The sequence below is a fragment of the Kineosporia sp. NBRC 101677 genome (assembly GCF_030269265.1).
In the GTDB taxonomy this organism is placed as follows: Bacteria; Actinomycetota; Actinomycetes; order Actinomycetales; family Kineosporiaceae; genus Kineosporia; species Kineosporia rhizophila.
This window is the reverse complement of record NZ_BSTA01000004.1, coordinates 192,086-206,378: the sequence shown is the minus strand read 5'-3', so window position 1 is coordinate 206,378 and position 14,293 is coordinate 192,086. Positions and strand designations below refer to the sequence as shown.

The 14,293-nt window shown below is 62.5% G+C and carries 12 protein-coding genes and 1 pseudogene; 4 read left to right on the top strand and 9 right to left on the bottom strand.

All coding sequences use genetic code 11. The annotated features are described in order from the left end of the window. Positions 1-66: 66 nt before the first annotated feature. Together QSK18_RS13625 and QSK18_RS13620 are read left to right on the top strand one after the other, a co-directional pair. Positions 67-306: a hypothetical protein gene (locus QSK18_RS13625; RefSeq protein ID WP_285619290.1), complete on the top strand. Its 240-nt coding sequence runs from the start codon at positions 67-69 to the stop codon at positions 304-306. Continuing rightward, a complete protein-coding gene (locus QSK18_RS13620) occupies positions 306-1,664 on the top strand; it encodes an O-antigen ligase family protein (RefSeq protein ID WP_285619288.1) in 1,359 nt (452 codons plus the stop codon). The genes QSK18_RS13625 and QSK18_RS13620 overlap by 1 nt, the downstream gene beginning before the upstream one ends. Here QSK18_RS13620 and QSK18_RS13615 read toward each other — a convergent pair. The 3 genes and pseudogenes from QSK18_RS13615 to QSK18_RS13605 all read right to left on the bottom strand — a co-directional run. Further along, complete coding sequence (locus tag QSK18_RS13615) at positions 1,617-2,762, bottom strand: acyltransferase family protein (protein WP_285619287.1); 1,146 nt, start codon at positions 2,760-2,762, stop codon at positions 1,617-1,619. The genes QSK18_RS13620 and QSK18_RS13615 overlap by 48 nt on opposite strands. Before the next feature lie 660 nt (positions 2,763-3,422). Further along, entirely contained in the window at positions 3,423-4,547 is a 1,125-nt protein-coding gene (locus QSK18_RS13610) for an acyltransferase family protein (protein ID WP_285619285.1), read from the bottom strand. A gap of 905 nt (positions 4,548-5,452) precedes the next feature. After that, positions 5,453-5,743, bottom strand: a pseudogene (locus QSK18_RS13605) (integrase core domain-containing protein); the annotation flags it as partial. Between the two features lie 135 nt (positions 5,744-5,878). Here QSK18_RS13605 and QSK18_RS13600 point away from each other — a divergent pair. Continuing rightward, complete coding sequence (locus QSK18_RS13600) at positions 5,879-6,679, top strand: transposase family protein (RefSeq protein WP_285619282.1); 801 nt, start codon at positions 5,879-5,881, stop codon at positions 6,677-6,679. Between the two features lie 17 nt (positions 6,680-6,696). Here the strand turns inward: QSK18_RS13600 and QSK18_RS13595 are convergent, their stop codons facing one another. The 3 genes from QSK18_RS13595 to QSK18_RS13585 form a co-directional block, all read right to left on the bottom strand. After that, a complete protein-coding gene (locus QSK18_RS13595) occupies positions 6,697-7,308 on the bottom strand; it encodes an IS3 family transposase (RefSeq protein ID WP_285619276.1) in 612 nt (203 codons plus the stop codon). Positions 7,309-7,498: 190 nt separating this feature from the next. Beyond that, positions 7,499-7,672: a transposase gene (locus QSK18_RS13590; protein ID WP_502894186.1), complete on the bottom strand. Its 174-nt coding sequence runs from the start codon at positions 7,670-7,672 to the stop codon at positions 7,499-7,501. A gap of 97 nt (positions 7,673-7,769) precedes the next feature. After that, a complete protein-coding gene (locus QSK18_RS13585; protein WP_285619272.1) occupies positions 7,770-8,591 on the bottom strand; it encodes a glycosyltransferase family 4 protein in 822 nt (273 codons plus the stop codon). 392 nt (positions 8,592-8,983) lie between these two features. Here QSK18_RS13585 and QSK18_RS13580 point away from each other — a divergent pair, with 392 nt between their 5' ends. Continuing rightward, positions 8,984-9,508 (top strand): hypothetical protein, encoded by a 525-nt coding sequence (locus tag QSK18_RS13580; RefSeq protein WP_285619270.1) that lies wholly within the window; start codon positions 8,984-8,986, stop codon positions 9,506-9,508. A gap of 593 nt (positions 9,509-10,101) precedes the next feature. On the opposite strand, the gene QSK18_RS13575 is transcribed toward QSK18_RS13580, so the two are convergent. The 3 genes from QSK18_RS13575 to metK form a co-directional block, all read right to left on the bottom strand. Further along, complete coding sequence (locus QSK18_RS13575) at positions 10,102-11,586, bottom strand: lipopolysaccharide biosynthesis protein (RefSeq protein ID WP_285619268.1); 1,485 nt, start codon at positions 11,584-11,586, stop codon at positions 10,102-10,104. Positions 11,587-11,970: 384 nt separating this feature from the next. Continuing rightward, a complete protein-coding gene (locus QSK18_RS13570; RefSeq protein ID WP_285619266.1) occupies positions 11,971-12,714 on the bottom strand; it encodes a class I SAM-dependent methyltransferase in 744 nt (247 codons plus the stop codon). Positions 12,715-12,758: 44 nt separating this feature from the next. After that, positions 12,759-14,000, bottom strand: a complete 1,242-nt coding sequence (metK, locus tag QSK18_RS13565; RefSeq protein ID WP_285619264.1) for a methionine adenosyltransferase — start codon at positions 13,998-14,000, stop codon at positions 12,759-12,761. Positions 14,001-14,293 lie beyond the last annotated feature (293 nt).

Here is a 14,293-nt window from a genome sequence, read left to right as displayed (position 1 = left end):
AGCCGATCGGCGGAGAAGGTTACTCGCCGTGGAGGGTCTCTCGCCCCACAGTGCAGAATCGCGGGCATGAACGCACCTGCCGGCCCGTCTCTGAGGCGGCGACTCGCCGACGCCTGGATCACGCACCGAACCCGTGCCCGGGTCAGGGCCGCGGAGCCGCAGTGCGCGGTCACGACGTGCGCCGAAGTCGCGGTCAACACTCCCTGGTCGGTCGTCGACGAGTTCAAGGCCTCGCGCAAACTGTGGTGCTGCAGCGCGGAACACCACCGGATTTTCTGGGATCACCAGTACACGGGCGGTGTCTGATGTCCACAACCCCGCGCACCTCGACCGTCCGCGAGACGGTCGCCGAGACCGTGTGGCGCCCCAACCTTGCAGAGCGCGCCGCCCAGATCTATCTGCTGCTGTGGCTGGGCGAGGGCATCCTGCGCAAGTGGGGGCCCGCCGGCCTCGGCCAGCCGCTGTACTTCGCGCGCGACGGTTTCATCGTCGTCGCCTTGGCACTGCTCCTGTTGCAGGACGTGCCACGGCGGCGGGTTCCCCGAGCGCTCGCCTGGGCCGAGGCCATAGTCGTCTTCCTGGTCCTGGTTCAGCTGATCGTTGAGCCGATCCCGGTGGGAGTTGGTGTCGTCGGGGTCAGGTCGTTCCTGGGCCCGCTGTTCGTCGTGCACCTATGCTGGCGGTACTGCCGCCCGGAGCTGTTCTGGTCGCTGGCCCGCATCCTTTTGATGATGGCCCCGCTGGAGGCCGGGATCTCGCTGCTGCAGTCGCTAAGCCCGCAGCAGAGCTGGATCAACAAGGTCGGCCCGGACGCATACGTCGTGATCTTCTCGTCCGGTGAAGTGGTCCGGGCGTCGGGCACCTTCACTGCGGCCTTCGGGATCGTGTCGTACCTGATGATCGCGCTGCCGCTATCCCTCGGGATGGTCGGCTCCGACAAGATCACGCCACGCATGGCGCTCCTGAACCGGATCGTGGTCCTGCCGTCGCTGCTGCTGACGTGCTTTGTGTCCGGGTCGCGCTCGGCAATCTTCTTGGCGGTCGCGTGCCTGGTAGCCAGGCTCCTGGTGGCCCGGGCTGCCGGAGATAGGCAGTTGTTCCGCCAAGTGCTGCGGTTGGCCGTCCCGTTGGTCGCGGCATTCGTCGTCGTTACCCACCTCGCGCCCGGCGTTCTGACCGCGTTCCAGGAACGCTTCGAGAATGCTGAGCAGAGCCAGTCGACCAGCGATCGGGTCAACGATCAGCTGCTGCTCTTCACCGAGTACGTACCGACAGTGAGCCTGTTCGGGCAAGGTCTTGGCGCAAGGGCGATGGGCGGCATTGCCGCCGGCTCCCCGTACGGGTGGATAGAGAATGAACCTGGCCGCTGGATCGCCGAAGGCGGGCTCCTCGGGCTCCTCACGGTCGTTGCCCGGTTCGCTACCGGAATTGCCTTGCTGGTCTGGGCGTGGCGATGGGCTTACAGGCTCCGGCAGCCGGAGCTTTTCCTTCTCGGGATGATCCTTTCGGTCAACCTCTTTGGAGGGCTGCTGAACACCCAACCCACGCAACAAGGGGCCACAGCTATCACCGTTGCGCTGTTGCTGCTGCCTCTGCTGGGTCCGCTCTCTGTTCCGTCACCGCATCCGGGCCGCAGACGTCTGCCGCGTGTCCCGGCGGACTAGGCGACGCGAGAGTGCATGGGCGGGGCGCTCGACGCACCGGAAGAAAGCCTCACTGGTGACGAGCACGATCGGCGCCGTCACCGCGAGCAGGAGGGCGGGGCGCCCGGCCAGGTCGAAGACGAACGCTGCCGTGACGATGATCGGCTGGTGGACCAAATAGATCGTGAACGACCTGGACCCCAGCCAGCGCAGCACTGGCATGGTCAGGAACGACCTCAGCGGCGGCCAGTGCAGGGCCAGGACGATCCACAGGATCGAACCGAACACGACCAAGATCTTCCCCGCGCTGGCCGCCCCCGCAGGCGGCTGTATGACCCACCCGGCCACGACCACGGGCATCATCAGGCAGCCAGCCACGACGGCCAGCGCTGGCGCGGTCAAGCCATGGGCCAACCGCGGCGCCAACGCTGAGTTCAGATCCTGATGGAAGAACAGGAGCGTGCCGAACCCGAAGACCGGCAGGTATTGCAGGGCTAAGACGTGAGTGGCGATCCCCACCACCATGACGAGCGTCAGCCCGGCAGCCACCGCGGCCGCCCGGGCCCGGCTCGTGGCGCTCCACCGACCCGCCAGCACGTAGACGGGCAAGAGAAGACTGAACGCGACCTCCCACCGCAGCGACCACAGCGGACCGTTCAGCATACTGGTCCCGGCCAGGAGGATCAGGTCTTTAAAGGTGTCGCCGATCTGCTGGTCCCGGTGTTCCAGCAGCAAGGAGCTGGCCCCGGCCGGCGCGGTGCGGTGTATGGCCAGGAAGAGCGCACCGGCCAGAGCGATGGAGGCCCAGACGGGCAGGTAGAGGCGGACCAGTCGGCTGGGGTAGTAGCTGCGCCAGGTGAATCCTTCGCGGCATGCCTGGGCAGCCAGCACGAAGCCTGACAGCACGAAGAACAGGGTGACGGCCTCAGCCCCGGCCCACAGCAGGTAGGCCGGAGTATGTAGGGCTACCCAAGACCAGGACGGCCATGTGGCTGAGTGGTCGTACAGGACGGCGTTGGCCATCAGGGCGTGGTGCACGACGACGATGGCGGCGGCCAGACCGCGTAGTCCATCGAGGCTGTGGAGTCGCACTGAGGGCGTGGCGGTGGCGGAGGTCACCGGCCGAGTGTCCCGGTGGCCATCTTCCATACTGCGGCGTACTTGCCGGTCATCCTACGATCGCCTGATACTGCGTGGGCGTGAGATCACTGGTCAAAGCCGACCTTTGAGGCCCACGTTGCCCAGCAGCGTTCACTGCAGCAGTCCTGGCGGTCCCACCACCAGTGCCACGGCGCCCGGGGGATGGGCGTTCCGCACTGCAGGCAGGGCCGCTGGTCGTTGGCGATCGGCCCGTGCCCTAGGTGGACGGGTTGAAGCGGCCGGAAGAAGCGGCCGAGTCGGGCAAGGACGCTGTCCCCGTTCAGAGGGCCCATCTGGCCCCGTTCTCGCTTAAGCAGTCCGGCCGCTCATGTACCCAGCCGCAGGTGCCCTCGATGCGCCTCAGAAAGCTGGATGCGTTCATCGCAGCCGGCGCAGGTAGGCCACTGCCTTTGAATACGGCGGCGGGTCCTCCACGTGATCGCCTGCCCTTTCAGATGACGCATCAGTCGGACGCTGGAAATCATCGTTGCCTCAGTAGCTCGCGGTCCCCGTGACCGCAACCGTCTAGTTTGCCCGGGCGTACCGCCCAGCGAGAGCGGTTCATAGCCGAGCCGTGCGTTTGTCCGGCCCATGGGTCCTCCGCCCCGGTGATCCCCGGGAGCGTCGGCGTGCAGTGTGCTACACCCCCGAAGTATCCGCTGGCGCCACGGTCTTTCGGCTAGTTCGCACATCGATGACTGGCGGGGTGGCGGCGTGTGGTCGGATGAACGGTTTCTCAAGCCACCGGTAGCTGGCTATCGACGCGGCGGCCACCAGGATCATGCAACCCCCGAGCGCTACCGGCTTAGGCAGACCGAACGAGGTGTTCGCGAGGAACGCAAGGGGCAGGTAGTGCCAGAGATACACGCTGTACGAGATGCGCCCAAGGGCAGCAAGAGGTTTAAATGCCAGCCCGCGGATGAGTGCGGCCCCCGGCTCGCTCATGGCCAGGACGATCACCGAGCAGGTCCAGGCCACGGCGACCGGCAGTCCTATCCAACGGTACGCGGCGTCCGTCCCGCCGGTGCCGATGACCACCCAGGCTACCGCTGCGGCACCGAGCACGCACGCTGCAACTTGGCGGCCGCGGCCGGTGTGCTCCGGGCGAGGGCAGAGTTGGTGGTAGGCGAGGGCGCCGCCCACGACCAGTTCGGCGAACCGCCCTGACGGGCCGTAGTAGAACCACGATCCAGACAGCAGCATAGAACCCCCGTAGACGATGCCTGCCCCCACGAGCAGGCGGTTACGCGCCTGCTGCGGCGACCAAGTCCTCCGCCCGACAGCAGCAACGATCGCCGGCCAGGCTGCGTAGAAGTACCACTCGGCCGCCAGAGACCAGCTGACGCTCCAGGGGGTAGCCGCGAAATCCCAGCCAGGACGGCTGATTGAGGTGAGCTGCAGGCCCGTGACGAGTGCACCCGCAAACGCTTCGGCCGCGCTGACCGGCGGGTCTGGCAACAGCAGGCACAGCAGGAGCCCCGCAGCGATGGCACCGGCAAGCGCCGGGAGTAGGCGGCGGGCACGGGCGAGCATGAAGGCGCCGTAGCTGGGGCGCCTGCGGATGAGGATGCCCGTTATGAGATAGCCGGACAGGACGAAGAAGACGTCGACCCCGACGGATCCGCCGATGAACCACTGGAACCCGTGGCGCCAGTGAACGGCGATGACCGCGAGGATGGCTACACCTCGAAGTCCGTCGAGATAGGCGACGCGGTGCTGGACGGTGCTGGACGTCGCGGTAACTGCGTTGGTGTGAAGGCCCATGACATCCCCGGATTTGAACCGCGGTCCCCGTGACCGCGACCACCCAGGGTGCCCAAGCCGTGGTGAGGCCAAGCGGTTACCCGCCAGTCGTGGGGCGTTTGGTGGACCCCGCAATGGTGGTCACGGGCTCCGGCCTCGCCGCGGGTGCCAGACTGCAGATATGGACAGCACCGGCCTCGTCATCTTCGCGTTCGGCATCAATGAACGTCAGGCTGCGGTCAGCCTTGAAGAGGCCGAGTGACTCGGTAGCTGTTCCGGGCGCCCCACACATCAGTGCGGGCTTGCCTCTCGGAGTTCGCTCTGGTGCTGCCGTCGGCGGTAGCCCTGAACACGTACCCCCTGCGGCTGGCCAGGCTGACTGAGGACCGGAGTGGCCTTCCAACGCGGCGGGCCCGCGCCATGCGCTTCTGCTCGAGGCTGGTCACCTCGCAGGTGGGCTCGCGCATCCTCTCCCACGGGCTGACCGGGCCCTTCGGCCTGGGCGGCGGGCCAGCGGCGACCGTGTGGGTGGACGCGTCGTTCAGCCGCCGGAAGGCCGACCTTAGAACGGCGGTTACCTTCGCGGACCAGCCCTGCCGCCCCGTCTCCTTGTCGCTCATGCTCCACACTAAACCCCGGCGCGAACAGGGCGACTGGGCATGATCTCGACGGCTACTGGCGATGCCCCTTCGGCTAGAAGTGGGCGCCCCGGGCGCGCTCTATGTACCCGATCTGAAGCTTCTCGTCCGGGTGAGCGATTGCATGCTCCGCCCGCCGGACTGCCCGTCGGCACGCGAACCGCGTGTGCAGGTTCCAATGCCAGACCGTGCGGATCAAAATCTCACCTGCGTCCTCCACCATGTCCGATAGAGGCATCGAGATGAAACGGGCCTTCACCCCGGATCCTGGACACGCGGGTGGTTGTTTCAGACGGCCAGGGTGAGTGTATCGAGGGTGAAGGTTTCCTCGTAGTTGTTGGGTGAGAGATACCGGCAGTAGGAGTGCCTGCGGCGCGTGTTGTATCGGGTATTGAAACGGAAGATGTCCCGACGGCAGGTGGCCTGGTCGGGCCAGTAGCGGGCGCCTTGGAGGACCTCGCGTTTGCAGGTGGCGTTCCAGGACTCGACCATCGCGTTGTCGGCGCTGGAGCCGACCGCTCCCATGGACTGGCGCAGTCCGAGGTCCTTGCAGTGCTGGACGAAGTCCTTCGAGGTGTATTGAGTTGATTCCAACCTCCTGAGTCACAGGGGTTCTGGGGGCGGTGAGGGTGCACGTGGCGGTGGCGCAGACATGAAGAAGCTCCTGGTGGGATCCGGATTGTCGAGATCAAGATCCGCCACCAGGAGCTTCGTGTGCTTGTCTATCGCTCGGGCATGAACGTGTCCACCCGGTCGCTAAGGTTCGTGACGAACGCGCTGCGCACCCACCGCCGCCAGCTGAAGACCCGCTGGCGCGTGTTGTCCTCTCACCAGCAAGCTTTGATGCTCCTGGCTTACCTGAAGAAGGGCGAGACCTACCGGGACCTGGACGTCGGGTTCGGCGTCGGTGCTACCACGACCTATCGGTATCTCCGCGAGGCCTTGCAGGTCGTGGCCGCGCTGGCCCCGAGCCTGGAACAGGCCATCCAGACCGCCGCCGAGAAGGCCTACGTGATCCTGGACGGCACCCTGCTGCGGATCGACCGGGTGGCCATGGCCTCCGGCGGTGACCGCATCTACTACTCCGGCAAGGCCAAGGCCCACGTGGTGAACGTGCAAGTCATCTCCGACCCCGTCGGCCGGCTGATCTGGGCATCACCAGCCCTGCCCGGCGCCCGCCACGACGCCGGCGCTGCCCGCGAACACGGCATCCCCAACGCCCTGGCCACCGCCGGGATCGACGCGTTCGCCGACACCGCATACATCGGCGCCGGGCCCACCATCACCGCCCCGTTTCGCCGACTGCGCCAGGATCGCGGCACCCACCTCTTCCAACGCAGGGAACTGTCCGTCGGCCAAAAGGCCGTCAACACGTCGATCTCGCAGATGCGTGCACCGGGCGAACGAGCCAACGCCGACCTCAAGAGCTGGCGCATCCTGCGCAAGAGCCGCTCCAGCCCCGCCCACGCAACCATCCTCGTCAACGCCCTTCAGACCTTGATCCTTAACCGCTGACGCAGGTTGGAATGGGCTCATTGCCCGCCGTGGTCTGAGTGAAAGATCGATCCTTTCAAAGTTCCTCTGATAGCGAGGGCTTCGTCGAGTGCGGCGGTGACGAGGCTGGTGCGCATGTGGTCAGCGATGGCCCATCCGACCAGTTGGCGGGTGCCGACGTCGATGACCGTGGCCAGGTAGAGCGTCGAGCCGTCGGCGATCGGCAGGTAGGTGATATCACCGGCGTAGACACATCGGGGTGCGGGCGCGCTAAACCGGCGTTTGAGCAGGTCAGGGAACTTTTGCCCGGACGGATCGGAGATGGTGGTGCGGGCCTTGCGGCGCAGCCGCAGGCCGATGATCTGGTGTTCGCGCATCACCCGGGCCACCCGTTTGTGGTTGACCGGCTGACCAGGCCCGGCGTCCTGATTCAGCTCCGCGGTGATCCGCGGAGAGCCTTGGGTGCGGTCCGTTTCATGGACCACGCGGATCTTTTCGGCCAGGAACGCGTCCGCGGCGGCCCGCCGGGTCCGGCCGGGCGCGGCGTTGCGCCAGGCGTAGAACGAAGACCGCTGGACGTCCAGGACCTCGCACAGCCGTTTCACCGTGAAGGTGTCTGCGTGGTCGTCAACGAACTGGAAACGGCTCACCAGTTCGTCTCTCCCGCGAAATATTTCGCAGCCTGACGCATGTCCCGCTCGGTCGCGAGTTTGCGCATCTCGGCCTGGCGGTCGGCCTCAGCCGCCTCCAGGGCTGCAACTTGGCCTCCAGCTCCGCGATCCGCGCCGCCCCGCCTGCCGGCCGTCCTCGTCGGGCAGGCGGCGCCCCCACAGACCCGGGTCAGGGCGAGGGCACCTCGTCCGCTGGTGCCGGTCGTGCCTTGATCCACTTACTCAGCGCGTCCCTGGTCACGCCCAGATCAGCGGCGATGTCCTTGATCAATGCGCCGGGCGTGGACCGGTACAGGTCCACCGCCTGCTGCCGGAACTCCTCCGAGCACGACTTACGTGCCACGATAGGATCATCTCGCTTCCTCCAGCATCATGCCGGGTTCAGCGTGTCCAAGGTCCGGGGGTAAGCCCCGAAAGCCGTCACCGCATCAAGGTCACGCTCACGCAAGAAGTTCCTCGTACATGGCTTGATAACCTTGCTTGACGATGGTCGGAGACAGACGCGAGAAAACCTGCCGTTGCCGTCCAATACGAACGCGGCGCTCCTCATCTGAAATGGACGCCAACTTATCCAGCCGAGCAGCCCAGTCATCAGGCTGCAGTGAACCCACAATGGCTTCGTTGGCCTCCTTGAGGTAGGATCCGACCCCTGTCTGATGAGACACTAAAACAATTTGCTCCATGGCAATTGCCTCAAGTACAGCCAGTCCAAAGGATTCCACCGACGGCATAATGAAGATGTTCACAGATTCCATCCACTGCCGCACCTCGTCGCCAGGAAGTACGCCCAGGTACTCGATCCACGAGCACTTCGCCATCCAAGCCTGTACTTGGGCAGTTGCGCTTCCGACAACCAGCAATTTGTCAAAATTGCGGCTGCGCCGAACGGCTTCCGCCGCGATGTCGATTCCTTTTTCGAGGGTTGCCCTTCCAACAAATAGGGCTTTTCGCGCATTGCGATTACTGCGGGCCAGAACTGACTGTTCCGTCCTTTCAAGCTGACCCGGTTCAAAGGAAATGGGTATAACCTGGATCTTCTCCGGTTCGACGCCGTAGCGGCAGTGGCTCTCGGCTACTGCTGATGAGTACACCACCACTTTGGCGGCCAGACGGAACTCGACATCCAGTGTTTCGCGCAAGGCATCCTTAAACGGTGCTGTCTGTGGAAATTCGCCTTCAGTCCTGCGTAAAGCCTCTTGAACACGATAATGATGGCTGCGGCGCTCGACGACACCGAAGGCGCTCGGCCAGCTCGACAACATGGGGGCTAGGAGACCCTCTACCGTGTGAAGAAAGTCGGGAGCCTTACGACCATAGGAAGTCGTTACGTACCGAGCCTGCGCCAAATGCGTCAGACGCACTGCGCGACCACTGTATGGCTTTCGCATCAGTCCCAGCGCGTGCGGAATGTATTGTCCTGGCCCGATGGAGCGGACCGCTGCTCCCCCACCCCTGGCAGCGTAGTGCTGTAGGCGGCGACCATAAGCTTGGGGTATGGGCATTCGCGAAGCTGCGATCCATGCAAACGCCGGCCATGGGCTAGGTCCGTAACTAGAAACGTCTAAGTGCAGCTGTGCAGCCGCGCGCAAGGCCGTCTCCGTGTGTCGAACATTTGACGCGTACACCAACCGTTTCATGTTGTCTCCCGGATCTGGTGCCCGGCCTTGGCGTACCAGGGTACGAGCCCTGCGAATATGGCCAAACCACCCCCTACGGTGGCCTGCGGATTCAGCTGCCCCGAAAAAACACTAGGCATGAACAAGAAAATGAGAATAAGGCCACGGACCCTAAGCAAGGGCTCCCTGATGCGTTGAAGCTTGTACAAAGCAACCAACGGAAGAACTGTTCGTGCAATCATGAGCATAAACCCAAGGATGCCCAGCTCCCGAACCCAGCGCATCCCTTCATTCTCAACCCACTCTTGATTGCTACCAAGTTGAATTCCCGCCTGACTGTTCACGCCCGCGCCGCTAATGGCCAAGTTCTCGCCGAAATCGCTGTCGATGTAGCCAAAGCTCTGAAAAATAATCCTGTCGTGAGCGATTCGGATTGGCTTGCATTTTTAGAACGCTCCATGAACGCATTGGTCACGGACGGCAAAAATGAGCTGACAATATTGATGGAGAAAGCCACAAGAACCATCAGGAGCGCAAGTCGGCGCATGACACCTTTAATGTGACGAGACCATAGGGTGAAGCAAAGGTGCCGCTCGAGCGCACGACCTCGTTGGTTGTGCTCGCCTCTTGGTACGCCTCAGCGCCGACCTGATTCACGTAGGACATTTTCGGACTCAGGACCTGCACTAAGATCAAGGCCGCCTGTACCGAAATGGCAAAGATTACAACCTTTTCCAAAGAGTTTCGGGTGCAGAGTGAGACCTTTCCTATCAGCAGTGCAATGATAAACAGACCGGAATATTGTAAACCCCCGAGCACAAGCACCGGCAGCGCCAAATTGTGTTGAATCGCAAGCAGTCTTACGTATGACGCGAACGCAATAATAAGGAGCGCAGGAACCATTCCAGGCAGGCGGTCACGATTGCCGCACGCCCTAGGTTTTCTTAAAGAATGCAAATGATAATAAGAAGCAGAAGTGCATCTCTTATGAAATACAGTTGCGACCCAAGGCTGGGAACAATCCATTTCCGAAGCGCCCCTTCATAAATCCAGGCCACGGCATACAGCATCAGCAGTCGCTCGATGAGGGTGACTGTTTGCTCGGCTTCGGCGTTAGAACGAACCGCCTGTGGCGAGAAGCCTGTAATGCTCACAATCAAGCTCTTCCTTCGGCCAAGGCAAGTTGGTCGGTCCGTTGTCTGTTTTTCATACCCACCGTCATCTGTATGAGTTGGCATGTGGGCGCTGGTGCGCTCACCACGACGCTGAAGACGCAGGCACCCATCGCGCTGCTCATGTCAAGCAGCGCTACACCTGATCCGATCGCAAGAATCGTTATCGGTATCTGCAGCCACGAGAGCCCGATCCAACCACGCGCCTGATTCAGGGTTCGCAGAACTTCGCCTACGCAGATGATCGCCCCCGCAGCGAACATAACCCTCAATTCTGCTTCGAGTCCCGAGTACTGGGTTCCTAGCAGCGGCAAGAGATGAGGACTCAAGGCGCTGACACATGCAACAAGAACGAAGATCAAAGGGATTGCGCAGCTGAGAATGCCAAAGTACGTTATGGCGACACGCTCCGTGGAGGCCCGTGCGACGATCGGACCTGCCAGCATGGACATCGACACGGAGATCACAGCAAACGCAGTCGAGAAGCGTCCCAGCGCTCCAACCTCCGCCAACGTTTCCGTCTGCCCCAGCACCCCCAGGTAGAACACGATTACTTGGCCTTGTAGCACGACGAATAGATTGACCGGCAGCAGTTTGGCAAAGTTTCTCATGGCCAATTGCCGAAACTGATTCTTCGTTGGCGCGCGAAGGTCAATCAATTTTCTTACGCTGGTCTTCTGCATACGTATGGAAAGAAATATCACCATCGCGTTGACTGCGACGGGTACTGCGGCAGCCTTCATGGGCCACGCTAACAACCACACTGCCCCAGCAAGCCTCAGAAAAGCCCCTGAGATGGAAACGACCTGCAGTCGTGCTCGTTCATACTCCAGAGCCAGTAAATCGTTAAATACTGTGAAACTCGTCATGGCCGCCGACGTGAGCATCACAAGAGAGACCAATGTGAGCGTTGTATGCGTGCTCGCCCCATTTCGTCGGAGCAAAATCCAGGTAAGCGGTCCCACGATCATCACAACGATGACGAAGACCCGGCGGCGCAGAGAAATAATTGACAGAACGAGACGTGACAGTTCGTGTCGGTCTGACCTGAGTTTCGCCCCCCTGGAAAGTATGGCCGATGAGAACCCCGAGTTCCCCAGAACAGTGATGGCCGATACGACCGTAAAAGCAATGGTGTAATAGGAATACTCGGCCTTACTCAACTGATTGACCACGATAATGCCAACCACAAGAGATATTGCTTGAATCAAGGATTGCCCACCCATGAAGCCGGCATAGACTTTCATTGGAGTTCCGCGCACTTTTTGTGCAACGGATTCCGGTAACACCGCTTGAGTCTCCTTCATCTCACCTACGACATGTCCCCGGACTTCATCTGCGATCGGAACGGCCGATATGGCCATGCTGCTCGACCAACTCGACGGTGAGTGCTCGACTCGATACAGAGAGTACATCTTTCGCTCGCTTAGCGGGCCCAAATCCAGGGAATCGAACTGAGGCACGGCCATGTCCCACTGTTTAGGGACATGCGGTGCCCGCCAATCAGATTTGGGGAGTCCTCCGTTTGTCGGATGGCGCCTCATACTTAGCCACGGGCGGCGTGGTCGCGCGCCTGTCGCCTTAGACCATTGCGCTACATGCCATTGCTGCTGGTCTGCCATGCCATGGTGAGACGCAGTACTGCTGCCCTCATGTTAACCCTTGCAAGACTTGGGGGGCGCTCGTGGAACCCCATCTTGGGATGTGCCTGATGCTCACGTGTGAGCGCAACTGCTTCGACCAGTACCACCATGATGAACTTGCTGATGAGAGAAGAGACCGACAGGGCGTTCGCACCTGCGATCCCCAGCTATGGGCTGATACGAGCGTGACACGAAGTCAAGAGAAGCACCCTAAAGCTCTAGCGTTCCTTCTGGCTCTCGCAAGGCCACCAACAGCCCGCTGGGGGCATCCAGGAGAGGTCCAAGGCGCCCTGCGGATCGCCCGCTTGTGGGGATTACAAAGGTGCGATCTGCCCATGTGCTTATGAGCGGCATAGAATCAAAAATGCTATAGGAGTAAAAGACTCCATCCCCTTCCGATTCCATGTACCCTCGCCCCTTAGTACGCAGATACATGTATGGCTTCCAGGTGTGCGTGAGATGCATGAGGATCTTGGCCGCCCGCATTGCCGGCGGACCCTGGCCAAACCTGTTCGCGTCCGAGATGAGTACACCTAACCGGGCCACGCGCATCATTTCTTTCACCACGGGCGCCGGGTCCGGGACGTGGTGCAGAACGCCTGTGGAGATGACTAGGTCGAATGAGTCTTCTTCAAAGGGAAGATGCTGTCCTGCCCCATCCAGAAGCTTGGTCCCCTGCAGTTCAGCCTGAGCCCTGAGGCCGGCCACGGGCTCGACCCCGACAACTTCCATATCGGGACGCAAACTGGTCAGGTATCTGAGGCCTCGCCCCGTCCCAGCCCCCACGTCTAAGATTCTATGTGCGCCCACCACACGGGAAAGCTGAGCAATGTAGTTCAGTGCAATGGCGTGCTCATCTCCGGCATGCACATGATCGGCGTCATAGCTTTCGGCAGTGCGCTCGTAGTATGCCTGCTGGCGTTCAACAGCGACGGTGTCCCGTTCGGTCTGCATCAGGTTCTCCTTATAAGGAATTCAGCGTTGGCTGTACGCCGTGCTCACTGCCGGAGGGCAGTCGCACGCTCACCCAGAACGATCTCCAAGTTATGAGGCCGCACAGCTGAGCGCAGGGCGTCGACGCGGTTGGTCTGCTCCCAGGTCATGCCCGGCAGGTCGCGGCCGAAGTGACCGTAGGCCGCGGTCTGGTGGTACTTCGGCTTCAGCAGGTCCAGATCACGGATGATCGCGGCGGGACGCAAGTCGAAGACCTCCCGGATCGCCTCGGTGATCTTGTAGGTCGGGACCGTCTCGGTACCGAAGGTCTCCACGTACAGACCGACCGACTGGGCCTTACCGATCGCGTAGGCGACCTGGACCTCGCACCGCTTGGCCAGACCCGCTGCCACGACGTTCTTGGCGACCCAGCGCATCGCATACGCGGCGGAACGGTCGACCTTTGAGGGGTCCTTGCCGGAGAACGCGCCACCACCGTGGCGGGCGAAACCACCGTAGGTGTCCACGATGATCTTCCGCCCGGTCAGGCCGGCGTCACCCATCGGGCCACCGACCTCGAACCGCCCGGTCGGGTTCACTAGCAGCCGGTAGTCGGACGTGTCGATCGACACGCGCTCCAGCACCGGCTTGATCACGTGGTTGACCACGTCCGGCAGCAGCAGGTTCTCCAGGCTGACGTCCGCAGCGTGCTGCGAAGACACGACCACGGTGTCGAGGCGCACGGCCTTGTCGCCGTCGTAGGCAATGGTGACCTGGGTCTTACCGTCCGGGCGCAGGTACGGCACCTCGCCGGACTTGCGGACCTCGGTCAGGCGCTCGGCCAGACGGTGCGCCAGCCAGATCGGCAACGGCAGCAACTCAGGAGTGTCGTCGTTCGCGTAACCGAACATCAGGCCCTGATCGCCCGCACCCTGCAGATCCAGCGGATCCGCGCCAGCCTCGACCCGCGCCTCGTAGGCCGTGTCCACACCCTGGGCGATGTCCGGCGACTGCGCACCGATCGAGACCTCGACGCCGCAGGAGTTGCCGTCGAAGCCCTTCGTGGAGGAGTCGTAACCAATGTCCAGGATCGTCTTACGCACGATCGAGGGAATGTCGGCGTAGGCCTTGGTGGTCACCTCACCGGCAACATGGACCAGGCCGGTGGTGACCATGGTCTCGACCGCGACACGGGAGGTGGGGTCCTGCTCCAGCAAAGCATCCAGGACCGCGTCACTGATCTGGTCACAGATCTTGTCGGGGTGCCCCTCGGTGACGGACTCGGAGGTGAACAAACGGTCAGACACAGAACTCCCGATCGAGCATCCGGCAACGGTCATGACGGAACCCCACGGCGCTGCGTGATCCCGAAGACCGCAGCGTCGCAGGGTGAGAGCCCGGGAACTGGCTGAACTCGTGAGTCTTGGGGCGAACGTAGGGGTCAAGAGGCGGGCAGTTCGGGCCATCCCAGCAACTTGCGTAGCTGGCGTCTCAGTCTCACGGCATGGACAACGATGAACCTCGCCCCACCGCGCGGCCTTGTACGGGCATGGACCACGCACAATCTGGGTCCCAGGCGACCGCGGTGGGGTCTTTGCGC